Source organism: Endozoicomonas gorgoniicola (assembly GCF_025562715.2).
Lineage (GTDB): Bacteria > Pseudomonadota > Gammaproteobacteria > Pseudomonadales > Endozoicomonadaceae > Endozoicomonas_A > Endozoicomonas_A gorgoniicola.
Genome location: NZ_JAPFCC010000001.1, coordinates 912,905 through 930,780, shown reverse-complemented (window position 1 = coordinate 930,780; position 17,876 = coordinate 912,905). Strand labels below are relative to the sequence as shown.

General features: G+C 48.3%; 17 protein-coding genes. 8 read left to right on the top strand and 9 right to left on the bottom strand.

All coding sequences use genetic code 11. The features are described 5' to 3' along the window. Positions 1-342: 342 nt before the first annotated feature. Entirely contained in the window at positions 343-1,560 is a 1,218-nt protein-coding gene (pepT, locus tag NX722_RS04325; protein ID WP_262566877.1) for a peptidase T, read from the bottom strand. A gap of 270 nt (positions 1,561-1,830) precedes the next feature. Between pepT and gcvT the strand changes: the two genes are divergently transcribed. From gcvT to NX722_RS04305, 4 genes are all read left to right on the top strand, one after another. Beyond that, complete coding sequence (gene gcvT / locus NX722_RS04320) at positions 1,831-2,970, top strand: glycine cleavage system aminomethyltransferase GcvT (RefSeq protein ID WP_262566876.1); 1,140 nt, start codon at positions 1,831-1,833, stop codon at positions 2,968-2,970. Between the two features lie 73 nt (positions 2,971-3,043). Beyond that, positions 3,044-3,763 (top strand): putative adhesin, encoded by a 720-nt coding sequence (locus tag NX722_RS04315; RefSeq protein WP_262566875.1) that lies wholly within the window; start codon positions 3,044-3,046, stop codon positions 3,761-3,763. Positions 3,764-3,913: 150 nt separating this feature from the next. Continuing rightward, entirely contained in the window at positions 3,914-5,326 is a 1,413-nt protein-coding gene (locus NX722_RS04310; RefSeq protein ID WP_262566874.1) for a C2 family cysteine protease, read from the top strand. Positions 5,327-5,643: 317 nt separating this feature from the next. Then, a complete protein-coding gene (locus tag NX722_RS04305) occupies positions 5,644-8,334 on the top strand; it encodes a hypothetical protein (RefSeq protein WP_265442331.1) in 2,691 nt (896 codons plus the stop codon). A gap of 106 nt (positions 8,335-8,440) precedes the next feature. Here the strand turns inward: NX722_RS04305 and NX722_RS04300 are convergent, their stop codons facing one another. Beyond that, on the bottom strand, positions 8,441-9,958 hold the full coding sequence (locus tag NX722_RS04300) for a fumarate hydratase (RefSeq protein ID WP_262566872.1): 1,518 nt from the start codon (positions 9,956-9,958) through the stop codon (positions 8,441-8,443). A gap of 305 nt (positions 9,959-10,263) precedes the next feature. Here NX722_RS04300 and NX722_RS04295 point away from each other — a divergent pair, with 305 nt between their 5' ends. Genes NX722_RS04295 through NX722_RS04285 form a run of 3 tightly spaced genes read left to right on the top strand, consistent with a single transcriptional unit; the run spans position 10,264 to position 12,102 of the window. Next, a complete protein-coding gene (locus NX722_RS04295; protein WP_262566871.1) occupies positions 10,264-11,265 on the top strand; it encodes a 2Fe-2S iron-sulfur cluster-binding protein in 1,002 nt (333 codons plus the stop codon). A gap of 39 nt (positions 11,266-11,304) precedes the next feature. Then, on the top strand, positions 11,305-11,613 hold the full coding sequence (locus NX722_RS04290) for a BolA family protein (protein WP_322740911.1): 309 nt from the start codon (positions 11,305-11,307) through the stop codon (positions 11,611-11,613). Between the two features lie 30 nt (positions 11,614-11,643). Then, positions 11,644-12,102: a hypothetical protein gene (locus NX722_RS04285; protein ID WP_262566869.1), complete on the top strand. Its 459-nt coding sequence runs from the start codon at positions 11,644-11,646 to the stop codon at positions 12,100-12,102. On the opposite strand, the gene NX722_RS04280 is transcribed toward NX722_RS04285, so the two are convergent. The 6 genes from NX722_RS04280 to NX722_RS04255 all read right to left on the bottom strand — a co-directional run bounded on the left by NX722_RS04280 (position 12,087) and on the right by NX722_RS04255 (position 16,675). Next, positions 12,087-12,722, bottom strand: coding sequence for a phosphoadenosine phosphosulfate reductase domain-containing protein (locus NX722_RS04280; RefSeq protein WP_262566868.1), 636 nt, complete (start codon positions 12,720-12,722; stop codon positions 12,087-12,089). The two genes, NX722_RS04285 and NX722_RS04280, sit on opposite strands and share 16 nt — an antisense overlap. 195 nt (positions 12,723-12,917) lie before the next feature. Beyond that, positions 12,918-14,117 (bottom strand): ABC transporter permease, encoded by a 1,200-nt coding sequence (locus NX722_RS04275; protein ID WP_262566867.1) that lies wholly within the window; start codon positions 14,115-14,117, stop codon positions 12,918-12,920. Next, the gene (locus tag NX722_RS04270; RefSeq protein WP_262566866.1) at positions 14,111-14,836 is read right to left on the bottom strand and encodes an ABC transporter ATP-binding protein; all 726 of its coding nucleotides are present in this window, start codon (positions 14,834-14,836) and stop codon (positions 14,111-14,113) included. Before NX722_RS04270 ends, NX722_RS04275 begins: the two co-directional genes overlap by 7 nt. A gap of 20 nt (positions 14,837-14,856) precedes the next feature. After that, a complete protein-coding gene (locus NX722_RS04265; protein ID WP_262566865.1) occupies positions 14,857-15,375 on the bottom strand; it encodes a ZrgA family zinc uptake protein in 519 nt (172 codons plus the stop codon). A 2-nt stretch (positions 15,376-15,377) separates the two neighbouring features. Then, a complete protein-coding gene (locus NX722_RS04260; protein ID WP_262566864.1) occupies positions 15,378-15,899 on the bottom strand; it encodes an ATP-dependent zinc protease family protein in 522 nt (173 codons plus the stop codon). 140 nt (positions 15,900-16,039) lie between these two features. After that, the gene (locus NX722_RS04255) at positions 16,040-16,675 is read right to left on the bottom strand and encodes an O-methyltransferase (RefSeq protein ID WP_262566863.1); all 636 of its coding nucleotides are present in this window, start codon (positions 16,673-16,675) and stop codon (positions 16,040-16,042) included. A 143-nt stretch (positions 16,676-16,818) separates the two neighbouring features. On the opposite strand from NX722_RS04255, the gene NX722_RS04250 reads away from it, so the two are divergent. After that, complete coding sequence (locus NX722_RS04250; RefSeq protein ID WP_262566862.1) at positions 16,819-17,097, top strand: SelT/SelW/SelH family protein; 279 nt, start codon at positions 16,819-16,821, stop codon at positions 17,095-17,097. Between the two features lie 75 nt (positions 17,098-17,172). Here NX722_RS04250 and NX722_RS04245 read toward each other — a convergent pair whose 3' ends face one another. Next, a complete protein-coding gene (locus NX722_RS04245; protein ID WP_262566861.1) occupies positions 17,173-17,862 on the bottom strand; it encodes a TIGR04211 family SH3 domain-containing protein in 690 nt (229 codons plus the stop codon). Positions 17,863-17,876 lie beyond the last annotated feature (14 nt).

Sequence of the window (17,876 nt, the reverse complement as noted above, 5' to 3'; positions counted from 1 at the left end):
GTAAAAACCTTCGGTCTACCACTTGTTATAAGTGAAAGCTGTCTTGTGTAAAACGGCTTACACTTGCATTCGGTGGTTGAACATCCATACGACAGGGGGGAGCTATTTTCCGTATATCATTTTCAGTGGTGCTGACATACGTCAATTTCACGTCAGTAAGGCGTGTTTCTTTTGTTTAAGCAGAGTAATAAAAGTGTTATTTCTTAATAGCTTACCTATTTCAGAGTTATTTAAGGCGCATTCGGACAGATAATAGTCGGCCATTACAAAAACAGGGATGCCCGGAGTAACCGGACATCCCTGTTTAAAGACAGATGAAACGGATTGATAGTGACTTTCTGTTTACTCTGCCGCCAAACAAGCAATGTTCACAATCACCTCAACGGCTTTTTCCATATCTTCCAGGGCAATAAACTCATAAGGACCATGGAAGTTGTAACCCCCCGTAAAAACGTTGGGGCAGGGTAAGCCTTTAAACGACAGGCGTGCACCATCCGTTCCACCACGAATCGGCTTGATAAGCGGCTTAATATCAGCGGCTTCCATAGCCTTCTGTGCCAGGTTAATAATTTCCTTACGCGGCTCAACCATTTCGCGCATATTGCGGTAGTAATCTTTAATCTCAAGGGTCAGGGTTCCGTCACCGTACTGTTTATTGAATTCCGCTACCCTGTTTTCAATAAACGTCTTACGTCGTTCCTGGTTGTCTTTGTCAAAATCACGGATAAGCCACTGCATAGACGTTTTACTGACATTGCTGTCCATTGTGCTGAGATGGAAAAAGCCCTGATAGCCATCCGTGGTCGCTGGTGTTTCATCTTTTGGCATGCTGTTGATGAATTCCGCAGCAATCAACATGGCGTTCACCATTTTGTTTTTGGAATGCCCCGGGTGAACACTCTTGCCATAAACCGTAATCTGAGCCTGCGCTGCATTGAAGTTCTCAAACTGCAGTTCGCCCACCGGCCCGCCATCAATGGTATAGGCAAATTCAGCACCAAATTTCTCAACATCAAAATGGTTGGCTCCGCGTCCAATCTCTTCGTCGGGCGTAAAACCAATGCAGATATCACCATGCTTAATCTCAGGATGTTCAACCAGGTACTCAACGGCTGTAAGGATTTCAGCAATGCCAGCCTTGTTATCAGCGCCTAACAGAGTTGTGCCGTCAGTGGTGATCAGGGTTTTACCCAGGCAGGTGTCCAGCTCGGGAAATTCAGCAGGCGACAGTGTCAGAGTGGTTCCAAGGGCAATCGCTTTGCCATCGTAATTTTTGATAATCTGCGGTTTGACATTCTCACCGGAATAATCGAACGCAGTATCCATGTGGGCAACAAAACCAATCGGAGTCACCGACTGTTCGGTATTCGCTGGCAGGCGAGCCATCAGATAACAGTTGTCGTCCAGAGAAATATCAGACAATTCCAGTGTTTCCAACTCAGCCTTTAGAAATTTCGCCAGCTCAAACTGTTTACTGGTACTGGGTACCGTGTCGAACCCCGGATTGGATTGGGTATCAAATTGAACGTAGCTCAGAAAGCGGTTCAGAAGTTTGCTCATAGCGTATTACAACTCACAGCAAAGGCATCAGCCAGATGAATTATGCTCACGTCCATGGTGGGCGTCGGGCAGGAGAGTTCAGCATGCTAGTTCAGGGCGTGGGGGAATGTGTTGATATCAGTCAAAAAACTGTATGTACCGTTTGTGCGTACAAGAGGGAGTGTCAGGCTAACGGTTTACTTTTGCTATTGCAGACCTACAATTGGGGGGCAAAATGCAGTAACAAAAACGCCAGAAACGCTGGCATCATTATTATAATCAGGGGGCTTCATGACCGCAGCAACGCCTGCCAGTCCAGACCTGCAACAGACACCATTGCACACTTTACATCTTGAACAGGGAGCCCGAATGGTTCCCTTTGCAGGCTACGATATGCCTGTACAGTACCCCCTGGGGGTAAAAGCCGAACATCTGCATACCAGAAAGCAGGCTGGCCTGTTTGATGTCTCCCACATGGGGCAGCTGCTTCTGAAGGGTGAGAAAGCCGGTGAGTGGCTGGAATCCCTGGTGCCTGTCGATATCATTGATCTGCCTGCGGGTCGCCAACGCTACGCCCTGTTTACCAATGAACAGGGCGGCATCATGGACGACCTGATGGTCAGCCGTTTCGCTGATGACTGCCTTTACCTTGTCGTGAACGCTGCCTGTAAAGAACAGGATATTGACCATCTGCAATCCCACCTGAGTGGCGATATTCAGCTTGAACGTCTGGATAACCGGGCCTTGCTGGCACTGCAGGGACCAGAAGCGGCTGAAGTTCTTGGGCGTTTTGCACCGGAAGTGAGAAGTATGATCTTTATGGATTCCCGCCGGGTTGCCATAGAGGGTATTGAATGCTTTGTCAGTCGTTCGGGGTATACCGGTGAAGATGGTTATGAACTGTCAGTCCCGGCGTGCGAATCAGAAAAAATAGGTCGTTTACTTCTGGAGCAACCCGAAGTTGAGCTGATTGGGCTCGGAGCCCGGGATTCGCTGCGCCTGGAATCCGGATTATGCCTTTATGGGCATGACATCACCCCGTCAACGACTCCGGTTGAAGCCAGCCTCACCTGGGCCATCAGCACAGTTCGTCGTACCGGTGGTGCCAGAGCGGGTGGTTTTCCCGGTGCAGACATCGTCCTCCGGCAGATAGCCACTAAAGCGTTTCAGAACAGGCGGGTCGGATTGTCAGGCAGTAGTCGTGCGCCCGTCAGAGAAGGAACCATTTTAATGAACGCTGAAGGAGAAACCATTGGCAGAGTAACGTCCGGCACTTTTGGCCCAACGGTTGGCCGCCCTGTTGCCATGGCTTATCTTGCAAAAGACTATGCTGCCATCAATACTGAAGTCTTCGCTTCTGTCAGAGGCAAGGCTCTGCCCATGACAGTCAGCAAGATGCCATTCATTGAACAACGTTACTACCGGGGCTGACATTCAGCAACCAGCCCTCCTGAATTACAGCTGCGTAGGTATTAGATGACAGGTAGTAAGAGGAGGGCATAGTTTGCCTTACACCGGTACGGAAGCGCGATCTTACTTTAGAGAAAATCGCTTTTTTTTGTTTACTGGCCGATCTTTCGGAAAAGCCAAGGTCCAGAACCTGATTATTGATTGCTCAAAAGGAGAGCTTTCAGGGCGTTCTTTCCAAAATCAGCTGTTTAGTGTACCTTCGCAGCTTCGTGTGTTGTTCTATTGTGTTCATGGGACGGCTATGATGCCCTACATAGCAAGCCCGATCCCTTTAATGCAGGGATCGTTCGAAGCCTGTGAAGTGCTCTCTGAGAGTCAGATATGTTTCAACTATACTCTGAGTCCCAGAGAGGCTGTCGAGGGCCTTGGCACGATAGAAAACATGAGTAAAGTGCCGACTAAAATATACAAATCAATCATTGAGGCTGACAGGATTGAGAGATTAAAAACTGGAGAAACGCGCACAGCAAACGTGTACGATATTCTCGTGCCAACAAATAAAGTACACCTGAAGAGGTTGTTGACAGAGGTGCGGTTCAGATTTCCCCATTACCGGAATATCCATTGTCTTTTTAGCCGGGAAATATCGGGGAGAGGCCGACAATATTACGATCCCTACACACTTCCTTCACGCTTTGTCCAGGGGCAACTCGGTCACTGGGAACTTCTCGAAGAAAACGATGCGGACTTCAATATTACTGATTCATGGGTGTTTATTGAAATGACTGATGCGAACGATATGAATCAAAACTAGTGCAGCAACGTAACGATCAGGAACGCCTCAGTCGGGCAGCTCCTGACCAGCAAGAGCCTCCTGATCAAAACCACATCTATATTGCCTCCCTGAACTTTTCACAGACAAGAATGTCTTAAATTCTATTGGACAGAACAGGGAAGTAAGCCAATGAAACCGATTATTAGAGCCATTTTTGTACTTTTAACCCTTGCATCGAACCACCTGCTGGCAGAACAGCCAGACTTCAGACCCGATTTTGCGACGGCTTATCGTCACTACGAGGCGATTGAATCACGCTTTGATACCGATGGCGATAACCAGCTCTCCTATGAAGAGCTGATAGAGGCCTTTCACGCGCCCCACCTGACCAAGTCGCAGTATCAGGCTATCCGGCTTTATCTGGTTAATTTCGACACACTTCAAACTACCGGAACAGCCCGACTCAGTCAGAACAGCCTGATTCAGGCTAATTTTTCAGGGCAGCAACTGCTCTACAACCATGAAAAAGACAGGCGATTCTGGATTAATTGGCTCGATCATCCAGATCGATCAGCCTATGCAGAAATTTACTTTGCGATGTTTCCTTATGGGTTGACCAGTATTACACCGGATAATCTCCTTCAAAATAACTACCCCGATTGCGTTTTAATAGCCACTCTTGCCAGTATTGCCAACTCAGAAACAGGCAAAAGGCTTATTCTCCAGTATTTTCAGGGCGGCGATTTAGACGGTGTCTATGTTGCTTTCCCGGGAGTTCCTGAGCAGAGCTTCTATATCCAGGCGTATGACATTGTGACCAATAAAAAACTGGCAAAATCCAGAGGCATAGGCTTGTGGCCAGGAGCCTTAGAAAGTGCTTTCGCCGTTCTTCCAAAAAACCGAAAATTTAAATATGGAGATGATCAGTTAGCACAAATAAAATATGGAAAGTTTGCCAAACTGCACTCTGTCGACCCCGACCTTGCATTCGCTGTACTGACGGGAGCTTCAACTGAAGTAGATAATATTCAAACACAAACAGAAGATCATCTGGCACAGCAGCTAAAAAAGATTATCAATGAAGACCGGATTGCGTTTCTGGGTATGGAGCCAAGGTATAGCCATTTTAGTACAGGTCTGATGAACGAAGTAATTCCTCGTCATGCCTACAGCATCATTGGTTATGACGAGGCTCAGCAGCAGGTCTTGCTAAGAAACCCCCATGGACATTCAGACATCATTCAACGATCCTATTCGATAATGCCTCACCGGACAAATACTTCGGGGAAACCCCTGTTTGTTTACGAATATCTATTTCATGATATTCCCAAACACCTAAGAAAATCATTTCTGTTCACAGAGGAACAGGCAAGGTGGATGGCAAGTCCGGCTTCAAATTTTACCAGTAATTTAAAGTCAGTTTTTCAATCTGCTATTGATGAAAAAAGAGGCACCCACGCCGTTCACTTTATTAGAGTGCCCAGCAATTCAGAGACATCCCAGGACCGAACAGGCATTTTCCGAATGAGCCTTGAAGAAGTCATACATTCATTTAATCTCCTTACATACACTGCCTGCGGGCTTTCTTACTGCTACCCCTGAGCCTGTTCGCAGGCTCATTTTAGTCAGCCGCTATGAATTAACCTCCTTTAATCAGCCTCCTGAACCTTGCCTTTAAGGCTGGTAACTATTTATGAATTTTTCAGGCAGTTTTATTGATATCAACTATCTTTTGCTGATTGAAAACCTCATAGAGCTAAAAAGAACAAGGTAGGGACTAAGCCATGGTTTACAGTGTTTTATTTGCAATTCTTATGAGGTTAAAACCATCAGGATTCCGGGCTTTATATCTGTGCCTTATGCTGTGGTGCTTTACTGGCACCAGCGTTATCTATGGAGATAGCTTGTATGGAGATAGCTTGCCTGTTGCTAACCCGGTGTTATACCGGCCTGCCAAGTCCCACTGCCAGGTCCCGGACAGAGACACCGCAAAAAACCTCTGGAATGCCGCTCGATACCTCCGACAGGGCATGCTGGACGAAGTCATAGAGGTCATCAAACAAGGTCTGCCTGTGAATGCAGTATTTGAAGATCAATTTAGCATTCTCGGTCAGACCTACATAGCACAGGTGGGTCTGCTGGACATGGCAGTCATGCACAATAAGCAAGAAATTGTGGATCTGTTATTAGAATATGGAGCCAACCCTGATGGTTGTGGTACTCAGGAGCTTGACCCAGCCTATCTTGCGATTACTTATAAACATTTCAAAGCCCTGAACACGCTGACTGAAGCCGGTGCCAGCCCTGATAAATGGATAGGGCCAGAACAGAGTCAACAAACCGCCCTGCATTATCTCGTCAGCCATCCTGACTCCTGTGCCAGTGAGCCTGTCAGCCGCGAGGCGGCAGGAGCGATGCAGGTACTGCTCACCCACGGTGCGAATGTCAACGCCCTGAACGTTAATGGTGAAACACCACTGATACAGTCGGTACAGAATTGCCAGCATAATTCTGCTTATTCCCTGATCCCACTACTACTGATCACCCACGCTGCAGACCCCTTTGTCTACCCGGCAAAGGGCTTTAATATTTTTCACAAAATGGTCTCCCACGGCAATCTCAGTCGTGACAGGGATTTATGGCTGTTACTGGCAGGCTACGTCAGGGCCGGTGGAGATAAAATGATGAAAGCGGCCAGAATTCATCCCAATTTTCGAGCCCGGATAGACGCGATTCAGGACGATATATCCTCTCCAGAAGGCGCTTTAAAATGGTTCTGGAACCGGATGTTTTCACACGGCACGCTGCGGGATCATGTTTCCGAAATGATTGATATGTTCAATGACCAGAGGGTCATCAGGCACGATCTCAACAAAGTACACAGCCTCGTCAACTGTCACAAAGATTATGACTGCTTCACCCCACTGCATTATGCTGGTCATACTCTTCTGACGCCTCTGGCTATGGAATGGCTGGATATACTGGGCAGTGATTTTTCAACGCTCAGTTTCGAAGGCGATAGTGTGCTGCACTACGCCATCAAGAATCATCAAACCGATAGTCTGGATGCTCTGGCACCTTATTTTATTGACCCGATGCAGCGTAATAATGAAGGCATGACCAGTTTTGATGTCGCCATGGCCTTCACACCCGATGAAGAGAAGCATGCGGTGTTCAACAGTCTGTGCAGAATGCCTCTGAGCAGTGATGAACCAGAAGTCTGTAGTGCTTACTTCGACCTGCTTAATGCCCGTTGCACACAGTTAATGGCACCTGAAAACATTACCCTCTCTGCCTATCCGGAACGGGAACAGCGCTACCTCAGCAGCTTTGCCCTGAAAAATTGCCAGGGCAGCAGCCACCAACGGCTCAGTACACGACAAAAACTGGAAATACTGACCGAACCCCTGGATACCACTTACCAGCGCATCAATGCCCACGACACTGAATGGGTAAAACCTGAGTACCTGCTTCGAGATGATATGGAAGATTATCCGGAGCTAAGGAATTTTCTGGTGCAAAAATACCCAAAACAGGCTGCTCATCTCATGCACAAAAATCGCTGGCTGCCGGCAGTCAATGCCAGACAGCCAGAGTCACTGAATAATCAATTCACAAAGCTGAACCGCAGGGCTGACTGGCACTCACCTACCAGCCAGCATTTACAGCAATTGCAGAGTTTTGCCCAACTGAAACACTATCTGAAGTACGATCACTCGCCAGAAAAAGACTATATCCAGACCTGGCTGGTTCAGCGGAACGACCCTGCACTGTTTATGTACACGCTGACCATGGGTATGAAACCCGCAGTCGCCGATTCACCATGTAATCTGCCGGAACATCTGGCTTACCTGTGCCAGTCACCCATTGACGCCATTAACAACGCTCGCTCCCAAACTTATAACGCGCTTTTATCGCTCTATGGCCACTATGATTTTATGATTTTGCCACTTCAGAATCAGACTATAGATCTCTGGCTTTACAGTGCCGTTCACAGTGGAAAAACGTATTGGGTTGAACAGTATCTCAGCTCAGGCGCTAACCCTAATGCATTCATTTCACGTAATCAGTATGCGCAGATGAAACACGCCCTGCCCCAAAACTGGCGGGAACCACTGACCCCTATGCCATCCTGTGGGCTTCTGGCTGACGCACTGCGCTTAGAGAAAGACCAGACTGAAGCAACAATATCCCGACTGCTGTTATTGTACGGAGCCAGTGTTGACCCCATCATTCCCCATGGCTGTTCATTAGTTAAAACCGATCTGCAAATCCCGCCTCTCGGCTGGGCAGGGCGTATGAAGGATCAGAAGGTGACTGAGCTGCTGAACTATTTTGACCCGGCAGAGGTCTCTCGTCGAGCCTGGAAAAACAAGCCCGTTAGCGAATGGTACACAAGCCAGCAGACTGTCACCAATGTTCTCGGGCTAACCCCGGAACAGTATTCCCTGAGTTTGGATAATGAGATACAAACACCACTCTGTACTTGTCTGGGGCTGCATAAGACAACGAAAGAAAACACATCATTTGCCCCTTACTGTCAGCTACAGGTAAACGCTCTGCCAGACGAGGTTAAACTGTCGATCTGCAGCCCCGACCTGTTTCAGTAACATCCGTCAGCACTTGTACCTGGCAACCGGGTCAGTCATTAATAACAAAAAAAAAGGCAGCTGATTCAGCTGCCCTCAAACACATATTACACATTGCCGTGGAAGCTTATCTTACTTCCAGAATCTGCTCCTCAATTTTTTGTTTCCAGATTTGAGGACCAGTGGTGTGAACCGAGTCTCCGGTGTGATCAACCGCCACAGTGACCGGCATATCTTTCACTTCAAACTCGTAGATCGCTTCCATACCCAGTTCAGGGAATGCCAGAACTTCGGCTTTTTTCACAGCCTGGGAAACCAGGTAAGCAGCACCGCCCACAGCAATCAGGTAAACAGACTCGTTGTCTCTGATGGCTTCAATCGTTGCAGCACCACGTTCTGCTTTACCAATAGTACCGGCCAGACCACCTTTTTCCAGCAAGGTGCGGGTAAATTTGTCCATTCGTGTAGACGTGGTCGGGCCTGCAGGGCCAACCACTTCATCACGAACCGGGTCAACCGGACCCACGTAGTAAATAAAGCGGCCGTTCAGGTCAACCGGCAGTTCTTCCCCACGTTCCATCATCTCAATCATGCGCTTGTGTGCAGCATCGCGACCAGTGAGGATTTTACCCGACAGCAGAATCGTATCGCCCGGCTTCCAGCTCTTGATGTCGTCTTTGGTAATATTGTCAATATCCACCTTCAGCACACCTTCGCTCATATCCAGCTCCACTTCCGGATACTCATCCAGGCTTGGTGGCGTCTGCAATACCGGACCATTACCGTCCAGAGTAAAGTGCGCGTGGCGGGTTGCCGCGCAGTTTGGAATCATCGCTACCGGCAAGGACGCGGCATGAGTCGGGTAGTCTTTAATCTTGATATCCAGAACCGTAGTCAGGCCACCCAGCCCCTGAGCGCCAATACCCAGATTGTTAACAGCATCCATGATTTCCAGACGCAGTTCTTCAACCCGGTTTTGCGGGCCCCGTTCACGCAGTTCGTGAATATCCACCGGATCCATCAGGGACTCTTTGGCCATGACCATGGCTTTCTCAGCAGTACCACCAATGCCGATACCCAGCATACCAGGAGGACACCAGCCCGCCCCCATGGTTGGAACCGTCTTCTTGATCCATTCAACAATATCGTCAGAAGGATTCAGCATAGCCAGCTTGGACTTGTTCTCAGAGCCACCACCTTTGGCAGCCACCTGAACGTCCACTTTGTCGCCGGGTACCAGATCAATATGAATAACTGCCGGAGTGTTATCTTTGGTGTTTTTACGGGCTCCGGCAGGGTCTTCCAGCACAGAGGCGCGCAGAACATTGTCTGGATGAGTGTAAGCCCGGCGAACGCCTTCGTTTACCAGATCGTCCAGAGGCTTGTCGGTATCAAAACGAACGTTCATACCTACTTTCAGGAATATGGTCACGATACCGGTATCCTGACAGATGGGACGCTTACCCATAGCACACATTCTGGAATTAATCAGAATCTGCGCCATGGCGTCTTTCGCCGCTTTGGAAGATTCCTTCTTCCATGCTTCATGCACGGCCTGAACAAAATCAATCGGATGATAATAGGAGATAAATTGCAGGGCATCAGCAACGCTCTCAATCAAATCTTCTTCGCGAATAACAGTCATTAAAGCTCCCCAGCTCCTATGATCGTCCTCTTGATGCTTCGGCAAAACATCAAGCAACTCTTAAGAAACAGTAATCTCTCCAAAAAAATTACGGCTATCACCTTAAAAAAGGCAAAAAAGCACCGTCTGTCGAATCAAAACCGACTAAACAATGTACTAACCGCTAATTTTGAGCGCATAATATCAACAATTTTCCGGCCAAAACATTGACCAATAACAATATATTTTCGACCAACCCTTAATTTATCCGTAAAATAACCTAACTGTGTAGATTTTTTATACGTACGGGCCATATTTTAAACAACATGCCTTTAATTACATTTGCAGGCCACACCTATCAAGCCAGTTCACAGAGGCCGTTACTGGAAACATTGCTGTCACACAGACTGCCTGTCCCCCATTCATGCCGGTCAGGCTACTGTCATTCCTGTCTGATGAAGGTCGAAAAGGGAAATGTTCCAGCCTGCAGCCAGCAATCACTGAGCATCGATAAAATCCAGCAAGGTTACTTTCTGGCCTGCCTGTGCAGGCCCGAACAGGATATGGAAATATCTCTGGCAAGAAGAGATATAGTTCCCGGCATTATCACTGGTAAAACCAGACTGACTTCCACGCTTGTTGCCCTGGATATTGCACCGCGACACCCTGTTAACTATGAGCCGGGGCAACTGATTACGCTGTGGACGACGGATTCCCCACCTTCAGCCAGTCAGCTTTCAGTCCGTTCAAACAACAGCAAAGAACTGGCGCGTCCCTGTTATCTTGCCTCGCTGGCAGAAGAGGACAAACAGTTAACCGTCCACATCCAGCGCAGAGTCAATGGTCAGTTCAGCCAGTGGGCTCATGATTGTACACAAATTGGTCAAAAAATCAGTATCAGTGATGTACGGGGAACAAAAATTCATCAAAATTTGTCATCAAACAACCTGATTGTCGTACAGGACGGCTGCCTTGCTCCCATTCTGCCCCTGTTGCGCAGACTCTACGCTTCGTCTGCAACCACCACAAAGACTGTACATCTGATCCTTCAGGTAGACCATGAAGACAATCTTTATGGTATGACACTGATGAGCAGACTTGCGCAGCAACAGCCTGACTTTACTGTCCGGATTTGTTGTGGTTTACAGGGAAAGAAACAGCTTGAGACAATACTGGCTGAAACAATACTGGCTGAGACAATACTGGAAAAATCCGGGTCATCCTCAGAATTATCCGACAGCCGCTTGATAATTTCCGGCTATCAGGATTTCATAAAACAATACACACAACAGGTTCAGATGGACATTCTGCTTCTGCCTTATTCCTGATAACCTGTTTTTACTCCGCATAGGACATGAAGTATGAGCATGCTCGAACACATTCAAGACAAGCTATCGTCGTCTTTATCGCTGGAACATATTGAAGTGATTAACGAGAGTCATCTGCACAACACGCCACCGGGCTCGGAGTCCCATTTCAAAGCCATTCTGGTCAGCAGTGAGTTCTGCCAGAAAATGCCGGTCAAACGACACCAGATGGTTTACTGCCTGCTAACCGACGAAATGCAGAACAGCATTCATGCCCTGGCTTTGCACACTTACACACCAGAAGAATGGATGTCACGCCAGCAGCAGGCACCAGACACACCGGATTGTCGTGGAGGCAGCAAGCACTGAAGTGGCTCACCAGGAGAAAGGAGCAGTCAAATGTGCGGTGGTGTGCAGTTTGATTATGAAGGTCAGACGGTAAAAACCTTCTTTCCCAATCCAAAGGCAAGATTACCTGTTCTGACCCGACAGGGGCAAAGCGTGCTGGTTCCCTGGGGCAGACGTGAAGACCAGTCCGGTCGTTCACCTCAGGGTGGCTGGGCAAGGCTGGAATCCATTCAGCAGGGAGCCTGGAACCGATTCAGCCCACGCCCGGTAAAAATCGTGGTTGATGCCTTTATGGAAAAAGACACCGAAGGCAAAAGCCACTGGTTTATGCTGGAACCAGACCAGTTTATTCAAGGGCTGATTGCAACAGACGGTTCTTTGACCCGCCTTTATGTGGTGACAGAAGAAAGCGAACAGAGTTGCCATAAAAAACGCCGCTGGCCCAGAGTGATTAAAAGCAGCAACGGCGCGCTGAAGGGGAAAGTCAGACATCCTCACTCTTTATTCTGACGACTGACCGACGTATGCAAACCACACTCCCTGTGTCCCATTACTTTGGTGGGGTCGTAGTAGTCTTCTTCAATGGGCAGGTCATGCTCAACCAGATACTCCTCAACATCCAGTTCTGTCCAGTTCAATAATGGGGCAATCCTCAGGTAACCGTCCCGGGTTTCCGACGCCACCTCCAGTTCCTGCCGAAAAGCCGTCTGATCTTTACGAATGGCTGTCAGCCAGACATCCGGGGCTTCAGACGCCATGGCCCTGGCAAAAGGCTCCAGCTTAACCTGACGGGTAAACTCATCGTGTTCGGGGGTATCGACTTCCGGAACCCCTCCCATCACAGCACTGCGATAAGCACGACTGTATTCAGGGTGATAAATGCGGATATTCAGACCCAGTCGATCAATCAGCTGTCTGGCAAAACGATAGGTGGCCCCGGTAGCATAACCCGAATCAATCCATACCACCGGTATCTCAGGTTTTACCTGAGTCACCATGTGCAGAATAGCGGCTTCATGTGGACCAAAGTTGGTGGTCAGCACGGGCGCTCTGGCATCAGCCAGTGCCGAGGCAATGATCTCCTGAGGTGATAGCGCAGTCAGGTCTCTGTTGATCGCATCCAGATTCATTCTTATTCCTGTTCTAATTTGGTCAATGCGTAATAAGTAATGAGAGACTATAGGAAAAGTAATCAGGACAGAATCATCTAAGGAAGGATGGCAAGATTGATTTTGACCATGCTTATAACCAGCAGGCTACTATCCGACGGGATAATCATGGGGGAACTGCATTGCAGCCCCCCCTATGATGTCGATTGGTATTAGTTACCGCCTTTCCGAAGGCTGCCGAACCGGTTCGATTGCTGATTTCCATGCCTGAACAAAGGCCATCAGGCATCCTGTCAGAAGGATAAGTAATAAAAATTTAACTTCCCCAAAAGATACCGGACGATCAGTCATCCACAACTTCCACTCTTCCGGCAACAGTGACTCAGCACCAGAAGCCGCTATATGGAACAGTAGAAAGCCAACCACCGTCGCCAGAAAAATAATCAACACTGGCTCGAGAAGCCCGACAGCAATAACCTGATACGAGCGGGCTCCCAGCATTCTGAGGGTATCTATCTCACTGCGACGTTCAGACAGATTACTGCTGACACTGAAAAACACAGTAATTAATGCCATCACAGCCGTCAGCATAACAATACTAATCATCAGACTGCCAAAGCGGTTACTAATTCGCTGGATAAAGGCCAGTTCCTGATCTGGTATCACTATTTCCAGCGGCTCTGAAAACTGTTGTCCGATCTCACTCTGCAAAGGCAGCAAAGCCTGACGGTTATGCAGCCGCACCAGAATAAGGTTAATGTCGTCTGCTTTGTCCGGGTCATTATTAAAGCGTCCCCGGATTGAAGCCAGGTCATTCAGAGAGGCAATAAAGCTGTTGTCCAGTACGGTGCCAGTAGAAGACAATATTCCTGTAATCGTAAACAGTTCCTGATATTCGTCCTCTATGGTCGGTTCTGCGCCCTTGGCGATGGTAATCATTTCTCCAATGTTATATCCGGTCTGCTGTGCCACCTCATACCCCAATACAACACTGGCTGGCTGAGTAAAACCACTGCCTGATGCAAAAGTCAGTGGACCAGCCGGATCAAATGAATCAAACAGGGCGTTGGTGGTACCCGTCACGGAAAACCCTCTATGGCTTTCCATCATACTGAGCGGTATCGAAGCAGCGACTTCCGGATGCTCCCGGAGATTGTCATACACATTAAAATTGATAGCCGGTGGCGTGTTACCTATTCTGAATAATCCGTACATTGCAAGGTGTACAGGCTGGGAAGGCGCACCAACAATAAGGTCTGACTGCCCTGTTACCCGCTCCAGAGTGTTAAAAACACTGTTTTTAACATGCACCAGCATCAGTAACAGAGCAAGACTCAAGGCCAGTCCGGCCATGGATACCAGTGCTTTAACCTTACGGCGACCGAGACTTTTTTTAACCAGTTGCAGAATTACCATAATGGATTAGTCTCCGCACTTATGTTGATGTCCTTCATATTCAGTCGCCGGTCAAAAAGAGGGTCCATCTCTTTATTGTGGCTGATGCAGATCAGGGTGGCGTTGGTCTCTCTGGCATGGTTGATCATCAGCTCATAAACCAGACGCTGACTGTAACTGCCCATAGCTGACGCTGGTTCGTCAGCCAGTATCAGGCTGGGGTTGCCAATCAGGGCGCGCGCAACCGCAATGCGTTGCCGCAGGCCCTTGCTGAGCTGAGACGTTTTATGGCGCAGACGTGCCGGGTCTTCTACTTTAAGCTTGGCCATGAGTTGATAAGCTTCGTACTCTCGGGTCATTTCGCCACTGTCGACAATTTTCTGCTTGCGGGAAGAAAAACCGCAGGGCAACAGAATATTTTCAAGGGCGGTTAAATAGGGCATAAGATTCGAGTTTTGAAAGACATAACCAATATGGTCACCACGAAAATGGTCTTTTGCACGATCACTCATTGTATTCAGATCATGACCAAGAACCTGAAGCTCTCCCGAATCCGGCCTCAATAAACCAGACAATAACCTGAATAATGTTGTTTTCCCCGAACCGTTTTCTCCAAACAGAAGAATGATTTCTCCACTGTGGATTTCCAGAGAAGGTATATCAATACTGTTGTAGCCATGAAAGGCCAGTTTCAGGTCTTTTATATTGACAGCCAGGTTGTCGCTTACTGGTTTTTTCAAGATGGTCGCTCCCTGCCTGATCAACTACCGGGTTTTATCGCAATGTTGCCATCGCCCGGTATTATCAAAGATTGCTTGTTTTGCCAGTTATCTGTGGTCAGCCAGATATTCAACTGCTTTAAACCCGGCAAAGTATTGAGAACATTGGGACGAATAGAATACAGGGACTGAGGGTTCAAACAGTTGAAATCATAAAAACCCTGAATGTCACCCCGTATCTCTTCAGTGGCTTCGTGTTCGCTATGAAATACCCTATGGCTGCTCAGGGTACACGCGGCATCTGCGTCAGGGAGCCAGAGATCCGAAGCTTCAGTTAATAAGCTAACAATATCTTTATGTTCATGATTTGAGACCAGCAGAGGAGACGCAGAGGCTGGAATGGTCAGATACAGTGTCAGGTTGCTCTCTTTTAATGTAATGTCCAGTAACATCTGGGCTGGCTCTACAGCACGATGAATAACCGGCCCGGCATAAACGGTCAGACTCAATAGCAAGGTCGCGATGAATACGGCAGATTTTTTATACCATACGTTTTTCATAGCTATTGCTTCCTGCTCTGCAGATAAGATCTTGCCGAATCGACCAGCCCTGATTTTTTAAGGTAGTTCCTGCCAATCAACAGCTGCTGGGGAAAATTGCCGCGATTGATTAATGACGTTTCCAGTAAATGACGGGTAGATCCGATACTGATGGTATTTCGAACAACAGCCCGTTCCTTTGGAGAACCCGAGTGGGTAATGACTCGCGCAACCCTGCTGACAGGCTGGTGCATGGACACGGTTTTTCCACTCGGCTTATGATAAAAATCGTAATAAACCCAGCGACGCCCCTTGCGGTTGACATACATTTTTATATTGCGGGCATCAAGGGAAGTGGTGGTCGCTCCGGTATCAATTAATGTTGAGATTTTAAGCTGTTGAATATTTTCCAGCGTGGCGGTTTCGTAAAGGCCGAAAATCACCTTGTCGCCAGGACAGTCGCAAGCTTCTGCTGCTCTGGGGGCAGACAGCTGCAAACTGACAACAAGAACAGACAGCAGCATGAAATAAATGGGCTTGCTCACAAAAGAATCATCCGGAACCTACTGTGTATTAGCTTTATCGGATTCAGTCCGTAAAGTTAAAGTCCCGGGCAATGACAAAAGCGCCACTCAGCAGCAGGGGGTTAACTGGAGAACAACGCTTAGTTATGGCTTTCGAATAGTTATAGTTTTCGAATAATATTCAGGCCATGCCGGACAGGCAGTAACACATTCTCCACATCCCTGCGCTCACAAATATGCTGGTTCAGGTCTGCAATGGCCTGCGCCCGTTCATCCTGAGGAGCCAGAACCTTTCCTTTCCAGAGAGCGTCATCAATAATAATCAGCCCCCCCTGACGCACCATGGGTAGCGTCATTTCAAGATAGTCCTGATACTTTTTCTTGTCGGCATCAATGAACACCATATCCAGCTCCCCCTCAATGGCGGGAATCGTCTCCAGTGCCATGCCAAACAAAACGTTCAGTTTGTGCGATAAGCCCGCCTGCTCAAAAAACTCCTCAGCAATAGCAATGGCTCTCGGGTTACTTTCGCAGCACATGATTTCGCCGTCCTCAGGCAGTGCTTCGGCAATCGATAACGCGGCATAACCGGTGAACATGCCAATTTCCAAAACCCGCCGGGCGTTACTGATCACTGCCAGCATTTTCAGTGTCTGGCCGACCAGTCGACCGGACATATTATCCGGGTAGCGGGTCCGGTCACGGGTGGCCTGCGCCAGAGCCTGCAATACAGCTGACTCCTGCCCGGTCATTTCATGACAGTACTGTTCCAGCTCTGGAGTGACGATATCCGTCATTGGTCTACCTTAATTCTCAAACATTCAAACCGCGCTGAATTTTATAGCAATTTCTGAAGCTTGCAATTTGCAACTTCAACACCATTGACGTTTACCTGACCGCGTTTTATGTTCTGGCTGAACCGATTTCAGGGAATACAAGAATGCCAGCAAAACCAGTTATTGAAATTCAGTATTGCAGCCAGTGCCAGTGGCTGCTTCGTTCAGCCTGGTTGGCTCAGGAACTGCTGAGTACCTTTGCTACGGATCTGCAGGAAGTCCGTTTGCAACCCGGCACCGGCGGGGTGTTTAAGATCAGGCTGAATAATGAGGAAATATGGGAAAGGAAAAAAGACGGCGGTTTTCCACAACCTAAACAGATCAAACAGAAGGTGCGGGACCTGATTGACCCAGACAGGGACCTGGGTCATAACGATCGTTGAAAATACGTTTGAGCTGTAGGTTCGGGTGACTCCAAACCTACACGGTATATTTCGTTGTGCTGCTCCCCTTAAGGGTCATACCCAGTCAGATGCTGGCTTCTTGCGCAGTTTCACCATGGGCAGGAACAGGCCTAACAGAATACCAATCAGGATGGTGCCACCACCATACAGATACCAGCGAATACTGTTGTTTCTGACGAGCTGGGCATTTTCAGCCTCAACCACTTCAACCCGGTTTTTGTAACGCAGGTTTTCTTCCATCAGCTGCTTGTTACGACGGTCAAGCGCCAAAGGTTCAGCAGTCGCTTCCCGCAAACTCACCAGCTCGGTGGTTTTCTCATCCAGCATGGCCGACGTATTTTTCAGGTTGTCTCTGGCAGACTGCAACTCAGTTTCCTGTTGTTGCAGCTCAGCCTGAAGTTGTTTCAACTGTGCCGACAGCTGCTGGCTTTTCTTCTGCTCTTTTGGCAACCGGTCACGGGCTGGCTGCGAATCCATAAGGTACTGGGTTCGAATAAAACCTTCGGTACCATTGGACATCCGAACCTTGGTAAAACCCTCTCCGGCATTGTCTTCCAGTACCGTCATCCGGGCACCGGTTTTTAAACCCTGATGCAGAATCCGGTACTTATTTCCCGGCCCTGCCCGCAGGGGAACATAGACGACATCGGTAACATACTTATCAGCTGCCTGCACCTGTGCAGCAGTGCCCGAGAGCCATACTGCAGCCAGTGCAAACATCATGGTTTTTACAATCAGCTTCATGCGCTTAATACAAT